Annotated in this window: 20 protein-coding genes and 1 pseudogene; 5 read left to right on the top strand and 16 right to left on the bottom strand. The window is 37.4% G+C overall.

The window, feature by feature from the left end; genetic code table 11:
- Positions 1–135: 135 nt before the first annotated feature.
- The 6 genes from CEF19_RS15450 to CEF19_RS15435 form a co-directional block, all read right to left on the bottom strand.
- Positions 136–993: an AraC family transcriptional regulator gene (locus CEF19_RS15450; RefSeq protein ID WP_100406876.1), complete on the bottom strand. Its 858-nt coding sequence runs from the start codon at positions 991–993 to the stop codon at positions 136–138.
- Positions 994–1169: 176 nt separating this feature from the next.
- Positions 1170–2534 (bottom strand): hypothetical protein, encoded by a 1365-nt coding sequence (locus CEF19_RS15445; protein WP_100406875.1) that lies wholly within the window; start codon positions 2532–2534, stop codon positions 1170–1172.
- A 1399-nt stretch (positions 2535–3933) separates the two neighbouring features.
- The gene (locus CEF19_RS23790; protein ID WP_406565391.1) at positions 3934–4194 is read right to left on the bottom strand and encodes a type 1 periplasmic-binding domain-containing protein; all 261 of its coding nucleotides are present in this window, start codon (positions 4192–4194) and stop codon (positions 3934–3936) included.
- A 31-nt stretch (positions 4195–4225) separates the two neighbouring features.
- Entirely contained in the window at positions 4226–4390 is a 165-nt protein-coding gene (locus CEF19_RS23785; protein ID WP_227522001.1) for a hypothetical protein, read from the bottom strand.
- Between the two features lie 18 nt (positions 4391–4408).
- A complete protein-coding gene (locus CEF19_RS23780; protein ID WP_227522000.1) occupies positions 4409–4606 on the bottom strand; it encodes a substrate-binding domain-containing protein in 198 nt (65 codons plus the stop codon).
- Between the two features lie 98 nt (positions 4607–4704).
- Entirely contained in the window at positions 4705–7746 is a 3042-nt protein-coding gene (locus CEF19_RS15435; RefSeq protein ID WP_100406874.1) for a beta-galactosidase, LacZ type, read from the bottom strand.
- Between the two features lie 208 nt (positions 7747–7954).
- On the opposite strand from CEF19_RS15435, the gene CEF19_RS15430 reads away from it, so the two are divergent.
- Entirely contained in the window at positions 7955–8782 is an 828-nt protein-coding gene (locus CEF19_RS15430; RefSeq protein ID WP_100406873.1) for an AraC family transcriptional regulator, read from the top strand.
- 628 nt (positions 8783–9410) lie between these two features.
- On the opposite strand, the pseudogene CEF19_RS23775 reads toward CEF19_RS15430, so the two are convergent.
- Positions 9411–9524: pseudogene (locus CEF19_RS23775) on the bottom strand (EAL domain-containing protein); the annotation flags it as partial.
- A 167-nt stretch (positions 9525–9691) separates the two neighbouring features.
- Between CEF19_RS23775 and CEF19_RS15420 the strand changes: the two are divergent.
- The 4 genes from CEF19_RS15420 (at position 9692) to CEF19_RS15405 (ending at position 12517) form a co-directional block, all read left to right on the top strand.
- On the top strand, positions 9692–9997 hold the full coding sequence (locus CEF19_RS15420) for a MerR family transcriptional regulator (protein WP_100406871.1): 306 nt from the start codon (positions 9692–9694) through the stop codon (positions 9995–9997).
- A gap of 107 nt (positions 9998–10104) precedes the next feature.
- The gene (locus CEF19_RS15415; protein WP_100406870.1) at positions 10105–10314 is read left to right on the top strand and encodes a hypothetical protein; all 210 of its coding nucleotides are present in this window, start codon (positions 10105–10107) and stop codon (positions 10312–10314) included.
- Positions 10301–10729: a GNAT family N-acetyltransferase gene (locus CEF19_RS15410; RefSeq protein WP_100406869.1), complete on the top strand. Its 429-nt coding sequence runs from the start codon at positions 10301–10303 to the stop codon at positions 10727–10729. The genes CEF19_RS15415 and CEF19_RS15410 overlap by 14 nt, the downstream gene beginning before the upstream one ends.
- A gap of 9 nt (positions 10730–10738) precedes the next feature.
- Complete coding sequence (locus CEF19_RS15405) at positions 10739–12517, top strand: S8 family peptidase (protein WP_227521999.1); 1779 nt, start codon at positions 10739–10741, stop codon at positions 12515–12517.
- 133 nt (positions 12518–12650) lie between these two features.
- Here CEF19_RS15405 and CEF19_RS15400 read toward each other — a convergent pair whose 3' ends face one another.
- The 9 genes from CEF19_RS15400 to CEF19_RS15360 all read right to left on the bottom strand — a co-directional run bounded on the left by CEF19_RS15400 (position 12651) and on the right by CEF19_RS15360 (position 20948).
- Complete coding sequence (locus CEF19_RS15400) at positions 12651–13496, bottom strand: SDR family oxidoreductase (protein ID WP_100406867.1); 846 nt, start codon at positions 13494–13496, stop codon at positions 12651–12653.
- Positions 13497–13520: 24 nt separating this feature from the next.
- A complete protein-coding gene (gene uxuA / locus CEF19_RS15395; RefSeq protein WP_100406866.1) occupies positions 13521–14594 on the bottom strand; it encodes a mannonate dehydratase in 1074 nt (357 codons plus the stop codon).
- Positions 14595–14605: 11 nt separating this feature from the next.
- On the bottom strand, positions 14606–15289 hold the full coding sequence (locus CEF19_RS15390; protein WP_406565362.1) for a GntR family transcriptional regulator: 684 nt from the start codon (positions 15287–15289) through the stop codon (positions 14606–14608).
- Between the two features lie 140 nt (positions 15290–15429).
- Positions 15430–15633, bottom strand: coding sequence for a DUF3906 family protein (locus tag CEF19_RS15385; protein ID WP_100406864.1), 204 nt, complete (start codon positions 15631–15633; stop codon positions 15430–15432).
- Positions 15633–17255 carry a nitrite/sulfite reductase gene (locus CEF19_RS15380; RefSeq protein ID WP_100406863.1) on the bottom strand — a complete coding sequence of 541 codons (1623 nt, stop codon included), beginning with the start codon at positions 17253–17255 and terminating at the stop codon, positions 15633–15635. Before CEF19_RS15380 ends, CEF19_RS15385 begins: the two co-directional genes overlap by 1 nt.
- Before the next feature lie 4 nt (positions 17256–17259).
- Positions 17260–17868, bottom strand: coding sequence for an adenylyl-sulfate kinase (gene cysC, locus CEF19_RS15375; protein WP_100406862.1), 609 nt, complete (start codon positions 17866–17868; stop codon positions 17260–17262).
- Between the two features lie 56 nt (positions 17869–17924).
- The gene (locus CEF19_RS15370; protein WP_100406861.1) at positions 17925–19001 is read right to left on the bottom strand and encodes an inorganic phosphate transporter; all 1077 of its coding nucleotides are present in this window, start codon (positions 18999–19001) and stop codon (positions 17925–17927) included.
- 22 nt (positions 19002–19023) lie between these two features.
- Complete coding sequence (gene sat, locus CEF19_RS15365; RefSeq protein ID WP_100406860.1) at positions 19024–20169, bottom strand: sulfate adenylyltransferase; 1146 nt, start codon at positions 20167–20169, stop codon at positions 19024–19026.
- A gap of 47 nt (positions 20170–20216) precedes the next feature.
- Complete coding sequence (locus CEF19_RS15360; protein ID WP_100406859.1) at positions 20217–20948, bottom strand: phosphoadenylyl-sulfate reductase; 732 nt, start codon at positions 20946–20948, stop codon at positions 20217–20219.
- Positions 20949–21085: the final 137 nt, after the last annotated feature.

Genomic DNA, 21085 nt, shown 5'->3' with positions numbered 1-21085 from the left:
GGATATGAAAATATTGCGCTTTATTCATATTAATGTAAAATGGGGTTCATTTGTACGTGATTGCTGTCTTGCCTCATCAATTTATTAAATACAAAAAGAAGCCTGACTATTCAGAGCGAATGTTCAGACTTATTATTAGAGTCTTATTTCTGTTGTTAACACTTCTTTTTTGTATTGTTCCGGCGTTAAGCCCGTGATGTTTTTAAATACCTTACTAAAATGAGAGGGATGTTTAAAGCCAAGACGATAGCCAACATCTGTGACCGAATTGTTCTCAGAGAGTAGGAACTCAATTTTTGCTTGGTTCACGCGTTTTTGATAAAAATAATTAAAAATAGTGAATCCGGTTACTTCCTTAAATATCTTTGATAAATAATATTTACTTAGATGTAGGCCATCCTCAATATCTTGGAGTGTTAAATTCTCTCGGAAATGTTCTTCAATAAACGCAATCAACTTTTGGACCGTTTTTTCTTTTTCTGAATGGGCTTCTTTTTTATTTTCTAACGGTTTCTGACAAAAGGTGTACATATAGGCTAGTAAATCTAGAAAGGCCAATTGCAAGCGATATCCAGAAATAGAATCATCCTTGTTATTATGTTGATTCATCGTTAAAAAAAGCCGTTCAACGGCTTGACGTTCCTGTCCTTGAAGCTGGAAACGATGCGATTGTAACGAGGCGAACGGTTCAAGCAGATACTCCATTCCCATCGTCCTTAGCACACCTCGAAAATAGCCATGGTCGAAATGTATTACGCTACGGATATAATCCTCTCGCTCATGCAAAGTCGGACAATGTAACGTCAATCCATTCATGAGAATCAAATCACCAGGGGCCAAAACATAAATTTGGTCGCCAATAAGATAATTGCATTTCCCTCCATGAAAATAAAAAATTTCATAATGCTCATGAGAATGAAAAGAAATTTCTTCCTTTAAATCGCAACAATACTTAAATTCGAGATGATTTGGAAAGAATATAGGAGTTGACATAAGACCCTCCAATGGAATTTTTCTTTTTTGAGTTTATCAATAACAAGAAGAAGTCGTCCAGTTAATGCGCATGCTTAAGCCATTGGCACAAAATATAAAAAAATAGTTTTACTTCTTTCTAATTATAAACTATTTGCTACTAAAGACTATTTTGAGGAACTAATTACTTTGTATCTTCATAGAAGCAAGTAGGCAATTAATGTTCCAACCCCACCATAAAAAAGACCAAAAGGCATATTTCTCAACGTGATTAAATATGGGTTTTGCTTTGTATTCATCACCGTAATTGTTACCATCATACCGTATGCCCCGACCGAAAGAGTTGCTAAAGCTCCAGTTATCATGACAATTCCAATACTTAACGGGTTCATCACATCAAACAGCGGCGTTAGTACCTCAATCAATACACCTATTGTCGCAATGGGGTGTACTCCAATAAGGCTCATAATTAAATATGTAAACTGAATCAAAAGGAGGATGATAAGTGGCGATTCGGATGATAAAAAAGGGTGTTGGATTAACGCAAGAAAAGGTGTTTCATTCAAACTATTTGAAAAAAACGCAAGCGCAATAAAAAGGACAATGAAATTTTGCATATTATTTGTTCGAAGTTTCCATGTTCTCCATCCTATCGCCAAAAAGCTCCTTGTGCGTTTCATTATCATTGCCCAACAAAAAGTGAAAGGTAGAATCACCAATGTTACCGATAAAATAAAATTAAGATGAAAGACGTTCCCTATACTAACAACGGTAAACAAAAATACACTTAACACGATAAATAATTGAAACAGCTTCCAACTTAACTTCCGTACATTAACTTCCCTTTTATTATTTAGGGGAGAAGAGTAAGGAATAGACGCGAATACCCTTCTCCCAATAAATAAATCAACAGAAAAAACAAGCAACGAACATAAGATAAGCCATGGTAAAAAACGGAGATAACTTACCCCCGTTGCATCAACAGTCATGGCAACAAGTATTTCCATTGGACTCCATGCAAGTGCGACCGCAAACGTACGTAAGGTTGTTTTGCTTATAAATACGTCCTTTACTTTTTTCTTCATTTTTTTCATATTTTCTAGTAAGATATCTTGGGATATTGTGAGAGCGGACAAATTAATGAAGGTGACGAGAGAATAGGTTGTTAAAGAACTTCGAACATATAGTTTGCCTAGATCGGAAACATTTGCTTTCATCGCATCATTAATTTGTCTGTCAAATCTCCCAGCTCTGACACAGCTATTCATCCACGGTAAAACCATTAGAAAGGCCAGTAATGGTAAGGTCGATGTCATATAAAAAGGTAGGTCTTTAAAAGGTAACCCAGAATACAGATATAAGAAAATGCCAGTCACAAGAAATATCGTGCCTATTACTTTAAACAACTTATCCGCCCCTGAAAATGAGACAAGTAACATGAGGATAGCTAATACTCCTACGATATATGAAATATGTTCATTTTTGATAAATGTATTGATAATAAATAGTGTTAAGATGATTGTATAGAAAATGTATAGGTTTGAGACAACCTTTTGTTTCATAACTCCCTCCTTAGTGACATGAAAGTCTGTATCTAATTTACCATTCTAGATAAATAATTCATACAAATTGGTTACCATTTTATCCAAATTTGTATCACCCGCTAAAAACGTTACCCATTGTTAAAAATTGCCTTTTAAAATTTTTGAACGACTTACTTTCAGGAAATTGAGGCACAATGACATCGTTCACCATTTCCTGAAGAAGTACTGTACCTTCTCCCTGTGAGACGGCCATCTGAATAATTTATCAACATCGTTCGGTCGAATTTAACAAGTATACCTAGTGAGGAATTTAACTCTTCTCTAATTTCCGATATATGTGCTCCCTATTGGTATTGTGCAATAATCAAGATGAGTTGGAACTACTTCTTGATTGTATCATTTCAAGCCCCGAACTTGTACCAATCTCGACTCATGGATCTATAACGCCCTCAGCCACTTATTCTGGTCCTGCTCCTGAGTAAGTCTTCATAATTGCTAATACCGGAGATTAATAATTGGCATTAAGTCCAATCTCAGTCATGTAAATGATACAAAACCAAGTTTAACCAGACACACCACTGTGACTGGATTTTTGACCGCAAACTTTGAAGTTTTCATCGTTCCCCCCCAGTCCTTTTATGTTTTCCTTTTTAGAAATAAAGAATATCATTTGTTTAAGAACGTCCAGCCTTTGAAAAACTGCAAACTATAATTATAACCTGTGAAAAACATAAGACCTGGGAAAGCAAAAATTAATATGAATGTTAACCCTAATGCCCAGCGCGTACAAAACTTTGCATCTTTGATTAATTACTTATCTTCCACCCTCTATACAATCTCTCTTTCTTTTGCAGATTGGAGCACTTCTTCTTCATCATCAAAGCTTTTAAACTTATCTTTCATTGCTTCAAAATCAAAGTTTTCATTCGATATAATGTAACATAGAGGATTTCTTTAAATTGTTAATCAAAACTTCTCTAACTATAAAACTAAAAAAAAGCCTCTCATAAGCTCAATAGAACTCATAAGACGCTTTTCTAGAACACTCATTTTAAATACAACACTTCACAGATTAATTGTTTCGTATTCATTAAAATCAAACGCCCCTGCTACGATATTAGACTTTAGCGCATTCCACATCTTACAAGTCTCATGATTTAGTCAAAAGCCTTTTCGACATCATCACATTCAAAACAATAAAAAAAACTGTGCACCATTTTTGAAAATCGATAGTTTTAATCGCTGCTTTTTGATGTTCTTCTAACACTTCCGGCCATGGTTATATATGGAATTTGATGTTTCATCTAAACTTCCTCTTTAATCCTTCATGTCGAGCTCCATTATTTTTAAAAATAGGTTTCCCTCTCTAGTATCTGATAAACAGGTTACTAGATGAAGGAAAACCTATTTTGCTTACTTAATAAACTTCTTTCCACTCATCAATATTAGCTGCATCAAAGCGGAACGGATCCCCTAGCATGATTTGCGTGCCTTTACCATCTTCCACTACTCTCATTGCACCAAGAGCTCCAGTAATTTCACCTTCAACTAATACGTGTGCCGTCATACCTGCTCCGTAACCAACATCAATTGGATTCCATAAAAACATTGCTGGGGACACACCATTTTCAAGATAGGTAGCCTTTTCACTTGGAAGACCTAGTCCGGTTAAAGCAATTTGTCCTTGTAGACCTTTGTCAGTTAGAACTTTACCAGCTGCTGCAATGCCTACTGTTGTCGGATGCCTTTAAATCTGGGAATCCTAAAAGTAAGGCTTCAGTTTCAGATGTACTCTTATCTCGTAAGTCATCACCGTATGCCACTTTTACAAGCTCAATATTTTCATAACCTGGTTCTTCAAGCTCTTTTTTCATCCATTCAATCCAAAGGTTCTAATTTGTAGCTTGTGATGTTGCACTTAAAATAGCAATCTGACCCTCACTATCAATCATCTCAGCAACCGCTTCAATTTGTGAACGACCAATTCGTTCTGGATCAGCTTGATTGACGTGAAGCATTCTACTGTTAGCGTTTACAGCTGAGTCAACAGAAAGAACGTTAATTCCTGCATCCATCGCCTTCTTCAACACCGGCTGAAGAGCCTCTTAAAAAAGCAGGGAGAATATAATTTCTCCCTACTCCATTATTATCATCGTCACAATCAAGTCGCTGATTCATCCTATTTCTATTAAATTCGTTCAATTAAAAACTCGAATTCTAAATCTTCGTGTCCTTTAATAAGGTATTCTTCATGAACAGGTGAACCCCAACTGTCATCACCGCCAACTCCCATTTGTTTACCTGCAACGGTTATAACTGTATAGTGTACATTTGGAAGCTCATATAAATGTTGTGCATTCTCGAGATCAAATGCTGTATATGGTGAAAAGTTGCATTCGAGTGGATCAGAAGATGCAGAAATTCTTATCCCCTGTCCTTCTTTATTAGTTAATTTTGCCCAACGTACTCCCGTTCTGCTACCTGATTCTTGCGGCATAAGATAACCAGATACATTGTCATCTACTTTATTTTTAAATCGTTCTAGTCTGGCTCCCAATGAGCGATCAGAATAATTTTCTTCAGGACCCATTGCATACCATTCTATTTGGTTATAATTTGCTGGAACCTTAAAGCTAACGGCAAAAATCGGTAGTTGAGGAAGATCCTCTGCCCCGTGGTAATTTGATTTAACTTGTACGCTTCCATCTGAATAAACCCTGTAATTAACTTTAACCTTGATTTCACTACTTATTGATAATTTATAAGTAAAACCTACGCTAACATAGTTTTTTGCTTCCTTAACGCTGGTTTTCACACACTTTCGTGCCAGGCTGGCTGTTAACCAGCAACCAGCATGAAAGTTTTGTGAAAAGCCTCTATCATTATCAGTTGTAGCCCGCCAAAATAAAGGTGCTGGCGGATATTCAATTATTTCTTTTCCTGCATATTTTAGTGAAATTAAACTTCCAACCTGTTTTGAAAACATAATTGTAAAATCTGTGCCGTGGACACCAATATTAACATCGCCTTCGACAACCCTAAAACGACCATTATCGCCTCCAACCTTCTCAACTTCTTTTTTGCTTTCTTTAAAAATAAATTGACCGAAAGCTATTTCATAATCAACATCAGCCCAGGGCGTGTTTTCCTTCAGCTTAAATGAAGTATGAATACAGTACTCGCCTGACTCACTTATGATATCAGTAGGCCATTCAAATTCAACATTCCCCTTACTCTTTGGGGAGACACCCACATGAAGTTTACTTCGATGCAATTCTTTTCCTTCATGAAAAAGAATACACTCTAAATCATAGTCCGCCGTATTAGTAAAGAGACTGTCATTTATTATCTTTACCCCATACTTATCAGGAACTAGCTTCAGGTCTTGGTATAAAAACTTCACCTCTTGCATCTTAGGAGAAAGTTCTCGATTGGCGTAAACAATCCCATTTGTACAAAATCCATAATCTGTTGGCCGATCTCCAAAGTCTCCTCCGTATGCTAAAAATTCCTTCCCGTAACGGTCTGTCTTTATAAGAGCCTGATCCATAAAGTCCCAAATGAATCCCCCTTGATACATTGTGTATTTGTGCTCTAGATCGGTATATTTGTTCATACCACCTAGAGAATTTCCCATCGCATGCATATACTCACAACTAATATAAGGCTTTTGGGGGTTTGCCGTTAAATATTCCTCAATATCGGCTGGTTTTGCATACATACGACTCTCCATATCACTTGTATCATTATAGTCACGATTATGAAATACCCCTTCATAGTGAACGAGACGACTAGGATCAACAGATCGGAAATAATTGGAGACATTTAAAATGACTTCGCCAGCATATGATTCATTTCCACAAGACCAAATAAGAATAGAAGGATGGTTTTTATCCCTCTCGAACATTGAAACTGCCCTATCTAAGACAATGTTCTCCCATTCTTTCTTATTGCCAGGAATATTCCATGAAGGCTCGACTGCCCCCATTTTCTGCCAAGAGCCATGCGTTTCTAAGTTCATCTCATCAATCACATACACTCCATATTCGTCACATAATTCATACCAATAACTTTGGTTTGGATAATGGGATGTTCGCACGGCGTTAATATTATTGCGTTTTAACGTCTTAATATCCCACAGCATATCTTCCTTCGAAATAGCACGGCCTTTTTCACAATTAAATTCGTGCCGATTTACGCCTTTAAACAAAATTCGTTCTCCGTTGAGACACATTATTTTATCTATAATCTCAAATCTTCTGAAACCCACTTTCTGCGGAACAACCTCAACTAAATTACTAGAAGCATCATATACCTTTATGAATAACTTGTACAAATATGGCTGTTCAGCACTCCATAATTTTGGCTCATTCACCTTCATTGAAAATTTGCCGGTCTTTTCTGAAAGATGTTCATTTGTCGTCGCTACTAAACTACCTTCTGCATCAAACAACTCTGCTACTATTTTTGCCCCTTTAGGAATAGGCGATAGAGACTTGAGTTCAGCCTGTAATGTCCCAAGCGTATAAGATGAATCCAATTCCGCCTGAACATTCAGATCATGGACATGAATTTCCGGTATAGTATAGAGATATACATCACGAAAAATACCTGAAAATCTCCAAAAGTCCTGATCTTCAAGCCAGCTACCGGTACTCCGTTGGTATACCTCAACCGCTAACTTATTCTCACCCTCTGTTAGAAATGGGGTGAGTTCAAACTCAGCTGGCGTAAAGGAGTCCTCACTATAACCAACAAATTCACCGTTTAGCCAGACATAAAAAGCAGTTTCCACACCTTGAAAGGAAATATTTATTGGCTTGTCATGCATATGATTCGGGACATTAAAGAACTTTACGTAGCTGCCAACTGGATTATGATCAGTTGGAATTTCCGGTGGACGAATTTCATTATGACCATCCCATGGGTACATGGTATTGACATATTGCGGGGTGCCATAACCCTGTAACTGAATATGGCCTGGTACATTAATGTCTCCCCAAGCTGCACACTCAAAATCAAGTTTAAAAAAGTTTTCTGGGCGATTATTTGGATTTACGGCATAACTGAATTTCCAGTTACCATTCAAATCATGTCTCATTTTCATAGGCACAGCATCCGTGGCCTCTTCCACCGTCGCATAATAAACATGATCGGAGTGTGCAGGGAGGCGATTTACCGCAAACACATTCACATCTGATAACCAGTTAATACTAGGCGTTTTTGTCATTTATCTCACGCTTCCTCTCTTTTATAAACTATTTAATAAAATGTAATTATTGTTGGTTCCATAGACTTAAGATATGTAGTACAATATTTTCTCACTTTTATATAACTTTAATTACATTGTATCTAGTTACAAAACTTGATGAAATATAATAAAATTGATATTGATATAAAAATATTGCACAAATATTCCGTTTCAACGAGGTGAAGGTATGCAGCATCGCAGGGAATTTATCACACCACTAAATGAACATAAACTCCCCTTATATGCAGAGACGATTGGATTTAACCCCAATCAAGACAAAATGATTCGTCCAAATGGATATCCTTTTTATCATTGGATTCAAACTGTACGAGGAAAAGGGATTTTGGATTATCAAAATCAAATAATCCTTCTTCCACCTAATAGTGGGACACTGTTATTACCAAGTATTCCTCATTCTTATAGGAAGGACTCACAAGAGAATTGGGAAACCTTCTATCTTACGTTTGACGGGGAAATGGTGAAGGAAATATTAATGAATTTAGACCTCTTAACTACACCATTATATAGTTGGGAAGCAGATACCCCTCTAACCAATGTTTTTGAGATCATTGATCAACAAAAAGAAGATGTGGCTGACATTTTTAATATTAAAGCATCCACCATTGTTTATCAGTTTCTTCTTTTATTAAAAAAATATGGAAAACTCCAAGAAAACACAGCCATATCAAGTAACCTTTCTAAGCTCAGACCACTTATTGATTGGATGAAAATCAATCTTTCCAATCCAGATTTTGGTCTAAATGATATGGCTGAGTATTTAGGGTTTTCCAAACGCTACCTGAACTCATTATTTCGAATGACCTTCAATGTCACACCTTATATATATTTTTTGAATTTACGCATTCAAAAATCAAAGCAATTGCTTCTTCAAAATAAAACAGTAACGGTCAAAAACATTTCTTTTCAAGTTGGGTTTCGTTCACCAAGTCATTTTGTGGCGACTTTTCATCGAATGGTTGGCACTTCACCTGATCAGTATCGGAACATTAATTAGTCGTGCCCTCATGAAGTGCACTAAATAAGTCCAATTCGAAATGAAAAAGAGATGAGTACCTACTGTTAATGGGAACTCAACTCTTTTTCAAAATTTATTCTTAGTCATAGTTATTAAAATAATATATTTTTCATTGATTAGTTTAATCCCTCTATAGTATAGTCACTTTTCTATCACCTATTTAGGTAATATTTCAAGTTTGGGTTCCCTTATATTTATTTGAAAAATGACCTTTTTTGTCCCTAGAGAATAAATTGTAATCATATTCTCTCTCGTTTCTATTTCCGGTGGAGAATTCCAGTTTTTTATCAATCTATCATTATTTTCTTCTAATAAAAGGCTTTCTGATTCAAGATGAAATCATTGGCTGATAGACTTCTGATTGCTTTGCTTCGCCCCACCATTTGGAAACAGCAATAAATTTTCTTCTGCATTTTCAAGCTCAAGCCATTTTTTTATCGTTTGCTTATTCATCCATATCCCTCCAGCTTGAAATTATTTTTTGTGATTTTACTCAATATAGCTGGTCAATACATCCAATATTTTTGACTAATTATATTGTTATTTTGTATTTCACAAGTGTTTTTTCTAGATAATTAGTTTGATTTTAGGTATGGACAGAAACAATTAATACGGACTTATCATTTTTTAACGGATCAATTGGATAATCTTTTAGATAACTTAAGGTGGAATAGCCTGTTCCAAAATCATCAATCGAAATCCGTACACCTAACTTTCTGAACTGCGTCAATTGATACGTAGAATTATTGATAATAAATAAGGCTATTGGACATTTTCTGAAAAATACGTTAGATTATCTAACATCGCCTATAACCCTCTTTTGAAATTTATGATATAGTTAATTTAAAGTTTAAACATTCTAACTTAATCATCTGTGAGGTGGAATGGGTGTCTTCCTATAAAGATAAAAAGGTTATTACAATTGGGGTAGTGAGTGAGTTAACAGGGTTGTCTGAGAGAAAAATACGCTATTATGAAGAACGAAAATTGCTTTTCCCGGAACGTACAAAAGGTGGTACTCGAAAGTATTCATTTTTAGATATTGAGAGATTAATTGATATTGCCAACAAGATGGAAGATGGCATGCAAACCTTTGAAATACGGAAAATGGAGCAAAAAGCAATCAAGAAACAAGAAGTACGTGAACGCATGCTTCGTGGTCAAATTAACGCTGCCTTTAATATAAGGAAATAAACACATGGTTGACGAATTATCGTTAACCGTGTGTTTTTTTGTTTTTCATTCATAATAATTCAAGCATTTGACAAACTAGGATAAAAGGTATGAAAGGAGGATTTTTTATGAAACTAGTTAGAGTATTATGGATTGTCACTGTGCCTATATTTTTCTTAATCAAGAACGTTGCAGGAATTTCAATCGGTTTTTCTTTTATAAAAGAACAGAATGTAATCCTTGTCCCCGCTTCCCTTTTTATTGACTCAGTGCTCAGAAAAATCCCGAATCCTTTTGGATCCTTTGGGTGGAGGTCGATGAGTGATGCCTCAAGCTGACCAGCAAATTGTCATGACATTTACCGCTAAGAACGATGACATTGTCACGGTTCGTCCTGTACAAAAAACGGATGCTAGTTCTTTAATTGAATTTTACACAAAGACGCCTTCTAACATGGAAACAATGGAGGAATTTTCCGTTACAACTGAAGGGGAACAACTACTTATTATTAAAATGAATGAAACCAATCAAATGTATGTCGTGATTGAAAAAGATGAAACACTGGTTGGCTATGCTCAAATCATTCGTGACTCATTCAAAAAAGATATAGGATATTTTAACGTCTGGCTTGAAAAGGAAGTGCCTGAAAATGGACTGACTCAACCATTATTAGAGTACATCCTGGAATGGTGTCGAGTAAATCAAATTATCAGCTTACATGAAATGAAACATGATGAGCTAACACTCAATTAAGGAGGGTGCATGATGTGGAGAATAGTTAAAATTTTGTCGGTAATTACTGGCGTTTCGCTCGGCCTAGTGATAATTGCAGCTGCACTAATTGGTGATGGAGTATTGACAATACAACATAATGATATTCCTCAAACACTCGAGGCTACTGCGATGGATAAATTAATGGCAGAGGATTTATCATTGACAACTACGATGTTTATTAAACAACTATCCGAACAACTAAACCGTTGGTCAGAAAAAGACATGTCCAAACCAGAAATACGTAAGGCATTTATCGAAGAACTAAACGAACACCCCCACTTTCACGGTTTTGCTATTTATAACGGGGATAAAATGGTGGAACAACTGGGTCATTTGAGTGCGAAACCCGATTCATTAACGCATCATCATATGAAAAGTGAGTTTTCAGACCCATATGAAATAGATGGTCAACAATTTATGTTATTAGGTGAAAACCTAGCAAACAACAAAAAGGTCATTGGTGAGATTAACCTCTCTTTTGTAAAGGATTTCATCAAAGATATGGCTTCAGTGGCGGACTCAAATGGAACTTTCTTTGTGTCTGGGGATAATCCAAATGTGAATTGGAAGACAACTGAGGATACTCCTGAAAGCCTCCAAGCTCAAACTGTCCCAGAGCTTGGTTGGCAAATTGTCGTTCATTCCGACGAACAAAAACAAAAAGAGCAGATTCACTATAAAAAACAACAGGCTGTCATTAAGTTTAAACATCCAGAAACTGCAAATGCTTGGCTTGCAGACCATCCACACTTAAGTGTAGTTGAATATACACAACCATTTTATGTTGTTCAATCTTCTTTGAATGAAACGACGGACGAACTTATTGAAAATCTCAGCCATGATTATGACATTGACTTTGCTGAACCAAATTATATTTTCACCAAGCAAGTCAGCAAAATGGAAACAGTACCCAATGATGAATTCTTTCAACCATATCAATGGAATTTAAACCAAATTAATGTCAGCGGTGGTTGGGATTTTTCCTCAGGAGACAATGTGAAGATAGCCATTCTGGATACTGGTGTAGATCCGGAACATCTTGAAATGAAAACCAAAATTAAGCATGGTTATAATGCCTTTGATGGCTCAGATGATTTTGCGGACGATCATGGTCATGGGACACATGTTGCCGGTGTGGCTTCAGCATTAACCAATAATGTGACCGGTATTGCTGGTATCTCTTGGAATAGCGAAATTTTGCCTGTGAAAGTTCTTGATAAAGACGGTGCCGGAACCTCCTTTGAAGTAGCAAAAGGGTTATATTGGGCAGTGGATCACGGTGCGAAGGTGATTAACATGAGCTTAGGCGATTATTATCACACAGATGTTTTACATGAAGCTATACAGTACGCCTATGACCATGATGTCATCTTAATTGCTGCTTCAGGTAACGATAATGTCGATGACCCGATGTATCCAGCAAACTACGACGAAGTATTAACCGTCGCCGCTGTGGACGATGCGAGAAACAGAGCCTTCTTCTCAAATTACGGGTCGCATATTGATGTTGCAGCACCAGGCGTTCACATACCTAGCTTATTCCCTGACAATAATTACGTTGTGATGTCCGGTACATCAATGGCTGCGCCTCACGTTGCAGGACTGGCTGGACTTATTCGTTCAATGCGTCCAGATTTAAATAACGAGGAAGTATATGAAGTGATTAAATCAACTGCAAAAGACATCGGTACAAAGGGGCATGATTCTTATTATGGATTTGGTGAAATTGATGTTGCACGTGCTCTTGAATCGATAGAGGGGTCCTAAAAAAAGGACAATTTTGAGACCATTGAAAAAGTCCCTTTAGCAGATTCGAGGAAGTAGCAATGGCTCCACATGTTGCTTAAAGGGCACTGGAAAAGGTAAAAAACGTACCTTTTTCAGTGCCCTCTACTCTATGTTAAACACCAGAGTAGGCCATGAACCCCCCATCGACTGGCACACTAATACCTGTTACAAAGCCACTCGCTCTCTCGTCAAGAAGCCATAGGAGCGTTCCAAGTAAATCTTCGGGTTTCCCGAGTCGTCTCATTGGAGTATGATTAATAATTTTCTCTGTTCTTTCTGTATAACCTCCATCCTCTTTCAATAAAAGCTTGCGATTTTGCTCCGTCAAAAAGAATCCAGGAGCAATGGCGTTCACACGAATTCCGCTCTCGGCCATATGTACCGCTAACCATTGTGTTAAATTATTAATTGCAGCCTTAGCTGAGCTATAGGCAGGTACTTTCGTCATTGGAGAAGGGGCACTCATCGATGAGATATTAATCACGGACCCTTTTTTCCCTAACATGCTTTTTGAAAAAACTTGAGTCGGGATTAATGTGCCAATGATATTTAAATTAAAGACAAAGTCAAATCCTTCCGCAGTTAAATCATAAAAGCTTACAATACCTTCATTATTGATATCCTCAAGTTTTAATGTTTCATTCGTCGTACTTCCTTTTGGGTGATTCCCACCAGCACCATTAATTAATACATCCACTTGTCCGTATGTTTCAATAACAGCATCATGTGCCTTCACCACACTGTTCTTATCAGTTACATCACATTGCACAGCTAATGCATTGCCACCAATTGCTTTAATTTCTTCGACAACATTAACCGCTTTCTCAAACGTTCTATTTAGGATGGCAACCTTCATTCCTTGTCTACCAAGCTCTTTCGCCATGCATCCACAAAGAACGCCACCTCCACCTGTAATTACAGCAACCTTGTTTTGTAAAGAATCACGTTGTTCCAACACTATACTCACTCCTTATCATTGGCCCTACATTTTTGCTTTATCTAAACTATCCCAAATTCCTAAAATATACATGATTCCTAGCGCACGATCGTAAAGTCCATAACCAGGGCGGGCCCTTTCTCCCCAAATCATACGACCATGATCAGGTCTTAAGTATCCGGTAAAGTTGGTATCATGCAAAGCTTTAACAATTTCATAAATATCTAAGGATCCATCAGAACCCCGATGAGATGCTTCTGCAAAATCTCCATTTTCTCCAAACTTAATATTACGAACATGAGCAAATGGAACACGGCCCATGGCTGAGAAATGACGGAATATGTCTGGAAGGTCATTGTCAGGGTTTGCTCCTAGAGACCCGGAGCACAGCGTTAACCCATTAGCAGGACTATCAACCAAGGAGACAATCCGTTCAAGGTTTTTCTTATTCTTTACAATACGCGGTAATCCAAATACAGACCAAGGTGGATCATCGGGATGAATCGCTAGTTTTACATCACATTCTTCGGCAACCGGAATCACCTTTTCAAGGAAGTATTGTAGATGATTAAATAAGTCCTCTTCCGTTACGTTCTTGTATAACTTAAAAAGCGTTTTTATTGTCTTTAAGCGTTCGGGTTCCCAACCTGGTAAAGAAAATCCATTTGAATTTTCTTCAATTTGTTCTGCGAGTAACGTGGGGTCAACTTGTTCAATCTTTGCTTTTTCATAAGCAAGTGCTGTCGATCCATCAGGTAGCTCTTTCGCTAAATCGGAACGTGTCCAATCAAAAATCGGCATAAAATTATAACAAATTACTTTTATGCCTGCTTTTGCGAGGCGACGAATCGTTTCTTGATAATTTTCAATATAAACATCTCTAGATGGTAATCCAAGTTTAATATCTTCATGGATGTTTACGCTTTCAATCACATCAAGATTTAAATCCTTTTCGATAACTTCCCTTTTCAGGCTTTCAATCTTTTCAACCGGCCAAACCTCACCTACCGGTACGTCAAACAAAGCACCAACAACCCCATCCATACCTGGTATTTGTTTTATTTGTTCTAGTGTGACACTATCATTCTGACTACCAAACCAACGAAATGATATTTTCATAATTTATCTCCTTACTTAAAATAGTTTGGATACTGTGCAATCAATATTGCTTTTTCAACGACAACCAGTTGTAAATGCTTTTTTATCACTTCTTTAGCTTTCTGCTCATTCTTATCCGTAATTAGTTGAACAATTTCTTTATGCTGTGAAACGATAATATTCCAGTCGAGATTGCTTACCAATAGTCGTAACATTCTCAGGCGTTTGAAGTGATTGTTCATTTGTTGAATCATCGACCATGTTCTGCTTTTTCCACAACCTGAGAAAATAATTTTGTGAAACTCTTCATCTAACTCAAACATGCGCGTAAAGTTACTTTTTTTGACGTAGATTTCTTGTGTAGCAACATTTGATTCCAGTTGAAATAGATATTCCTCTGGAAAGCTCTGACATGCGTCGTGAACAATCGCAGTTTCCAATTTTTCTCGTACAAACCTAGCTTCTTCCACGTGATCTAAATCAATTCGGGAGACAATCGTTCCACTTTGGGGAAAGATTTCTAAAAGTTCCTCCTGAGCTAGTTTTAGAAAAGCCTCTCTTACTGGTGTTCTACTCACTTGAAGAGTAGTAGAAATTTCTTTCTCAGAGATTTTCGTTGCGGGCTCAAGCTCTAACGAAAGAATTTTTTCTTTAATCGCTTGATAAGCGAATTCTCTCGTGGAAGTCTGACTTCTTCCTCCCTTTTTCATATTCATCTTCTTTCCTTTCTCTGAAAAAAGCAATTATACTAGTATGGTAGTTATGATTAAATTATATATTACCTATTAAAATTATTCAACAAGATAGATTAATTAAACGGAAAAAATGACCCTGGAGTAACCTCCAAAGTCATTTTTTATGATTCAATAACAAAGCCAGCGGCCTTGCGAATCGCTTTTTTCTCAAGTAATGTGACACTTTTTAATTCTGGAAGCTTTATAAAATACTTTTCAACTTCAATTTCAGCGATATTAAACGCCGTTTGTTCATCGCTTGCTGCGACAACCACATAGAGTACCCCATCTTGCTCTGTTTCAACTTCAAAACGATACAAGTTCATTATGATGCCAAATTAAGGATTTCATCAAGCGCTGATTGAAGGGCTTCCATACCTACACGTTGGGCAAAGTCAAAGAATACTTCATTCGCTTCTTTATTTTCTTCGTAATAACGTAGAAATGCAGCTAGGGCCGGTGCTAATTCATCAGCATCGATTTTCCCTTTAAGCTTTTCATTAAACTGAGCGACATCCTTTTCAAGGGTACCGCCAACATAAATTTCAAATGCTTCAACCATGCCTTTTTCTTTTGTCTTCATTTTCACGCCTTGCAAACCAATGTCAGCAATTTGACGTTGTCCACAGGCGTTCGGACAGCCAATCATATGAATACGAACAGGAACATCAATCGATACATGTTCATCTAAATACTCAGCGACACGACGCATTCTTTCTTTAGTTTCAACAAGCGCTAGATTACAATACTCAATCCCTGTACAGGAAACCGAATAACCGATAAAGTTTTTAGGCTCAAGCTTAATGCGCTCAAATAGTTTTTCTTGAAGTAGAGCATCCACTTCCTCATTTGGTACATTTGGAATAATAAGATTTTGTGAGTTCGATGTACGAATCTCTCCATTCCCGTACTCTCTTGCAATACGTGCTAAATCAAACCATTCATCAGAATTCATTCGTCCAACTGGCACATTGAATCCTACATAGCTTAATCCTTCTTGTTTTTGTGGATGGACACCATAAAAATAGCCACCGTTCCATTCTTTAAGTTGACATATACCCTTAGATGGTAATTCCCCAGTATACTCTAGTAACTTCTCTTTGAATTTCTCAACTCCCCAATCAGCGATTAGGAACTTAAGACGCGCACGATGACGCTTTTGGCGGTAACCAAAATCACGATAAATCGTTGCGATAGCAATCGAGACTGCCTTCACTTGTTCAGGACGAATAAACAAATCTAACTCTTCTGCTAAATAAGGCTTAGCTGATAATCCTCCACCAACTTTCACGTGGAAACCAATCACTTCTTCCCCATCAATTTCTTTCACAGCAGGCGTGAAGGCTACACAGTTAATACGGTCATGACCAGCATTATGTACATTTGCAGAAATCGACATTTTAAACTTACGAGGTAGGTTTGAAAAGTCTGGGTTACGTTGGAAAAAGCGATATACATCTTCAACAATTTCACGAGTGTCCATCAGTTCGTTCGGGTCAAGCCCTGCTAAAGGATTACCAACGATTGTCCGAGGAATATCTCCACAAGCACCAACAGCTGATAAGTTTACACTTTCTAAGCGCTTGTAAATATCAGGGATTTGTTCGATTGTTAACCAATGGTATTGGATTGCTTGGCGCGTTGTAATATCAATGACATCTCGCCCATAATCTTTTCCGATACCTGCTAGAACTTCCGCTTGCTCATTAGTAATAACCCCAGAAGGAATGTTGACGCGCATCATCCAATAGCCAGCTTCTTTAGGCTTTTGCAAATAAAGACCTGCCCACTTAAATAGACTCCAATCCTCTTTAGGAATTGAATCAAATCCGCCTTCTGCATACTTTTCAATGTCATTTAAAATGTCTAAACCGTCTTTTTCAAGTTTACGTAGCTCATCTTTGCTTAACTGGTCAGGCTCATTTGCCCAAATTTTTTCATAGGCCATGTTTTCAAACCTCTTTCGCGAGAATGTTTTTTTCAACTAAGTAGGCAATAATTTGATTAACTGATTCTTCAATACTAATTTGGTCAGAATCAACGGTTATTTCAGGATTTTCAGGCTCTTCATATGGAGAACTTATTCCTGTAAATGAAGGAATTTCACCTGTACGGGCTTTTTTATACAACCCTTTAGGATCACGGCTTTCACATGCTTCTAAAGAACAACGAACATATACTTCAATGAACTCGCCTTCTTCAACTAGTTCACGAACACGGTCACGATCTTCCTTAAAAGGTGAAATAAAGGCTGTACAAACAATCGTTCCCGCATCAACAAATAGCTTAGCTACTTCACCGATACGGCGAATGTTTTCTTTACGGTCTTCATCACTAAATCCTAAGCCCTTATTTAAGCCATGACGAACGTTATCACCATCTAAAACATAGCTATTATAACCACGAGCAAATAATGTATGTTCTAGTGCATTAGCAAGGGTTGATTTCCCCGCCCCAGATAAGCCTGTAAACCAAAGGATACAGCTTTTATGATTGTTTCGAGCTTGACGTTCTTCTTTCTTTACTGTGGTCTCATGCCAGACAATATTTGAATCAGACAAGTTAGTCTACCTCCACCTATATTCTAATTTTCCAAACTAAACTACCTACCATTCTATCATATTCCTCCACCGTCATCATAGGTGGTTCTTCTCTCAATCCTTGTTGAATGGTATAAACTATATGAACCAATTGTTGCAATGAATACACTAATAACAACAACAAATGTATAATAATCAGCCTTAATAAATAATAAGATAAGACCATATGACATCACAAGTGAAAAAACAGGCGAAACTATCCATACTTTAATGATTTGCTTCAAGATGCTTTTTTGCCATAATCGAAAACCATTATCTGCTGTCCCCATGCCAACAATTGCAGAAGTGGTAACTTGAGTAAGAGGTATAGGGAAACCAAAGATTGAAGCAAAAATGACAAGTGTACCGCCTGTCACTGAAACCGCACTTCCTTGCAAGAGAGAAAGTCTCGTAATCTTCTTTCCGTTTGTTTCGATTACTTTTCCGCCAAGTAGTAAAGCACCCAGCCCAACAAAAATCCCTCCAACGAGTACAGCCGTCTCCAAATCAATTAATCCTGCTCCCACTAATGGTCCAACAGCATTCGCGACATTATTCATCCCTGCTGCATATGCTTCAAGGCATCCACTAATAATTAAAAGTAAGACGAGGGGACGGCGCCATTTCCCTTTTCCGGTTAATGACTCCCATTTCCCCTCGGCCATGCGAACAAGTTTTCCAATGAAATAAGAAATACCAAATGCAACAATCGGGACAATTACCCAAAAAGAAACAATAAGAATAACACGTTCAATGTATAACGTTTGAAACGCAATACCTGCACCGACAATTGCTCCAACAACTACTTCACTCGTTGATAGGGGAATGCCGATAAGGTTTGAAATGAAGAGTGTTAAGCATGCTGCAGCTAAAATTATAACAACAATCTCAACAGTCGCAATATCGCTTGGAATAATGCCACTTCCAATCGTTTTAACAACTTCTCCACCTGCTAATGATCCTAAAAAAGCAAAGATACCAACAAGAAGCAAGGCTATTCTTTTCTTCGGAATTGCTCCACTGCCATAGGCTGGTCCCATTGCAGCAGCCGTCCCACTCGCTCCAATATTCATCGCAAAAAATAAAGCAATGGTAAAGGCTGCAACTGTCAGCATCTTTTTTTCACCCTTTCTACTCTTACACTTCTACCTTTTCTTTCATTCCACGAATGAGCACTTCAACTACTTCTTTGCGGCTAAATTCTGGAGGAGGTGTAACCCCATTTGAAAGCATTTCACGTACTTTCGTTCCCGATAAAATCACGCGTTCTTCCACACCATGTGGACATGTTTTCGTTGAAGCCATGTTTCCACAAGCCTTGCAATAAAAGCTATGTTCAAAGAATAAAGGCATGATTTCAAGTTCACCTTCTTCAAATTCTTGGAAAATCAACTGCGCATCATACGTACCATAATAATCACCAACACCAGCGTGATCACGGCCTACGATAAAATGTGTACAACCATAGTTTTTACGAACCGTCGCATGAAATACCGCTTCACGAGGTCCAGCATAACGCATAGCCGCTGGGAAAACAGCTAAAAATACACGGTCTTTTGGATAATATTTTTCTAAAAGAACTTCATAGCTTTCCATACGAACATCTGCAGGAATATCATCTGACTTCGTTTCGCCAACTAATGGATTCAAGAACAAGCCATCAACGATTTCAAGTGCAGATTTTTGAATATATTCATGTGCACGGTGAACAGGATTACGAGTTTGGAATCCAACCACACGCTTCCAGCCAAGATCTGCAAACTTTGCACGCGTATCAGCTGGATCCAAATGATATTCTTGGAAACGGTCGCGTTGAAGGCGTTTTGTTAGTGTAATAGGTCCAGCAACATAAAAGTCAGGACGCTCAAATAATTTCTTTACGCCTGGATGTGCCTCATCTGATGTGCGGTATACATTTTCAGCTTCTACCTTCTTGTTTGGTTCATAAACTTCAGTCACTTCAATTACACCGTATATTTCACCATTATGAACTAATTTAACTTTCTCACCCGTTGCAAGTGATTCTGCAACGTCAGACGTAACTGGTAACGTAATTGGAATACTCCAAATAGTGCCGTCTGCTAAACGCATGCTACGCACCACAGATTCATAGTCATTCTTACCTAAAAATCCTGTAAGTGGGCTAAATGCACCGATACCGATAAGCTCTAAATCAGATAATGCAAACGAATCTAAATTAATTTCTTTAGTAACAGCCGAAACATCATAATTTGGCTCAAAGCGTTGAATAAGTGTTCCTCCGTGTGGTTGAATCGTTGTCATGATTAATATTCCTCCTATTTTTGGTGTACTGTTGCACACTCTAGTACTTAAATGCCACTACCGTTATTATGAGATAAATGTAACCCACATTCTGTCTTTTCCGAGTTAGCCCATCTACCACTTCTTGGGTCTTCCCCTTCTTTTACTGGTTTCGTACAATTCTCACAGCCAATACTAGGGTAACTCTTATCATGTAATTCATTATAAGGAAGTTTGTGTAAATCGATATACATCCAAATTTCTTCCTCTGTCCAGTGAATAAGTGGGCAAATCTTAATCGACTTAAAGCGATTGTCTTTATTTACAAATTGTGTGTTCGCTCTCGTCGGGGATTGCTCACGACGTAATCCCGATATCCAAGCTGAGTATTTATCTAACTCCTGCTGAAGTGGAATGAGCTTTCTTAAATCACAGCACTTATCTGGATTTGATAGCCACAATTCTTCGCCATGCTCTTTCGCTTGTTCTTGCGGCGTCAAACCAGGCTTGATTAATTGAATATTCATCTTTGGATAACGGGCTTTCACTTGCTCAATTAACTCATACGTTTCTTTAAAGTGAAAGTCCGTATCAAGAAAGATAATTGAGGCATCTTTTTTGATTTTACTAATAAGGTCTATTAGCACCATACCTTCAGCACCGAAGCTACAGGAATAAACAAGATCATCACCAAACGTTTGATAAGCCCATTTTAAAACTTCAAGACTATCTTTACGTTCTAGTTGGTTATTCAAGGTTTCATAGTCAGTCTCACGCATTGTGTCAAAAGCATAACTCATTGACTTATCCCTCCTCCTTTTATTTTTTAGTTACCGATAATAAAAACTACCTTTTACTTTAATTCCTTGTAATTTGATATGATTTATTAGTTTAATTGTATTTTATCTAGGAAAGGTCATTATGTCAACGTTTGAAT

The sequence above is a fragment of the Bacillus solitudinis genome, from assembly GCF_002797395.1.
GTDB classification, from domain to species: Bacteria; Bacillota; Bacilli; order Bacillales; family Bacillaceae_D; genus Halalkalibacter_A; species Halalkalibacter_A solitudinis.
This window is presented reverse-complemented; position numbering and strand designations above follow the sequence as displayed.

Excerpts from the sequence above, each read along its gene's own strand:
- CEF19_RS15450 (WP_100406876.1), bottom strand. The coding sequence starts at position 993 with ATGTCAACTCCTATATTCTTTCCAAATCATCTCGAATTTAAGTATTGT.
- CEF19_RS15445 (WP_100406875.1), bottom strand. The coding sequence starts at position 2,534 with ATGAAACAAAAGGTTGTCTCAAACCTATACATTTTCTATACAATCATC.
- CEF19_RS23785 (WP_227522001.1), bottom strand. The coding sequence starts at position 4,390 with ATGAAAAAAGAGCTTGAAGAACCAGGTTATGAAAATATTGAGCTTGTA.
- CEF19_RS15435 (WP_100406874.1), bottom strand. The coding sequence starts at position 7,746 with ATGACAAAAACGCCTAGTATTAACTGGTTATCAGATGTGAATGTGTTT.
- CEF19_RS15430 (WP_100406873.1), top strand. The coding sequence starts at position 7,955 with ATGCAGCATCGCAGGGAATTTATCACACCACTAAATGAACATAAACTC.
- CEF19_RS15415 (WP_100406870.1), top strand. The coding sequence starts at position 10,105 with ATGAAACTAGTTAGAGTATTATGGATTGTCACTGTGCCTATATTTTTC.
- CEF19_RS15410 (WP_100406869.1), top strand. The coding sequence starts at position 10,301 with ATGCCTCAAGCTGACCAGCAAATTGTCATGACATTTACCGCTAAGAAC.
- CEF19_RS15405 (WP_227521999.1), top strand. The coding sequence starts at position 10,739 with ATGATGTGGAGAATAGTTAAAATTTTGTCGGTAATTACTGGCGTTTCG.
- uxuA (WP_100406866.1), bottom strand. The coding sequence starts at position 14,594 with ATGAAAATATCATTTCGTTGGTTTGGTAGTCAGAATGATAGTGTCACA.
- CEF19_RS15390 (WP_406565362.1), bottom strand. The coding sequence starts at position 15,289 with ATGAATATGAAAAAGGGAGGAAGAAGTCAGACTTCCACGAGAGAATTC.
- CEF19_RS15385 (WP_100406864.1), bottom strand. The coding sequence starts at position 15,633 with ATGAACTTGTATCGTTTTGAAGTTGAAACAGAGCAAGATGGGGTACTC.
- CEF19_RS15380 (WP_100406863.1), bottom strand. The coding sequence starts at position 17,255 with ATGGCCTATGAAAAAATTTGGGCAAATGAGCCTGACCAGTTAAGCAAA.
- CEF19_RS15370 (WP_100406861.1), bottom strand. The coding sequence starts at position 19,001 with ATGCTGACAGTTGCAGCCTTTACCATTGCTTTATTTTTTGCGATGAAT.
- sat (WP_100406860.1), bottom strand. The coding sequence starts at position 20,169 with ATGACAACGATTCAACCACACGGAGGAACACTTATTCAACGCTTTGAG.
- CEF19_RS15360 (WP_100406859.1), bottom strand. The coding sequence starts at position 20,948 with ATGAGTTATGCTTTTGACACAATGCGTGAGACTGACTATGAAACCTTG.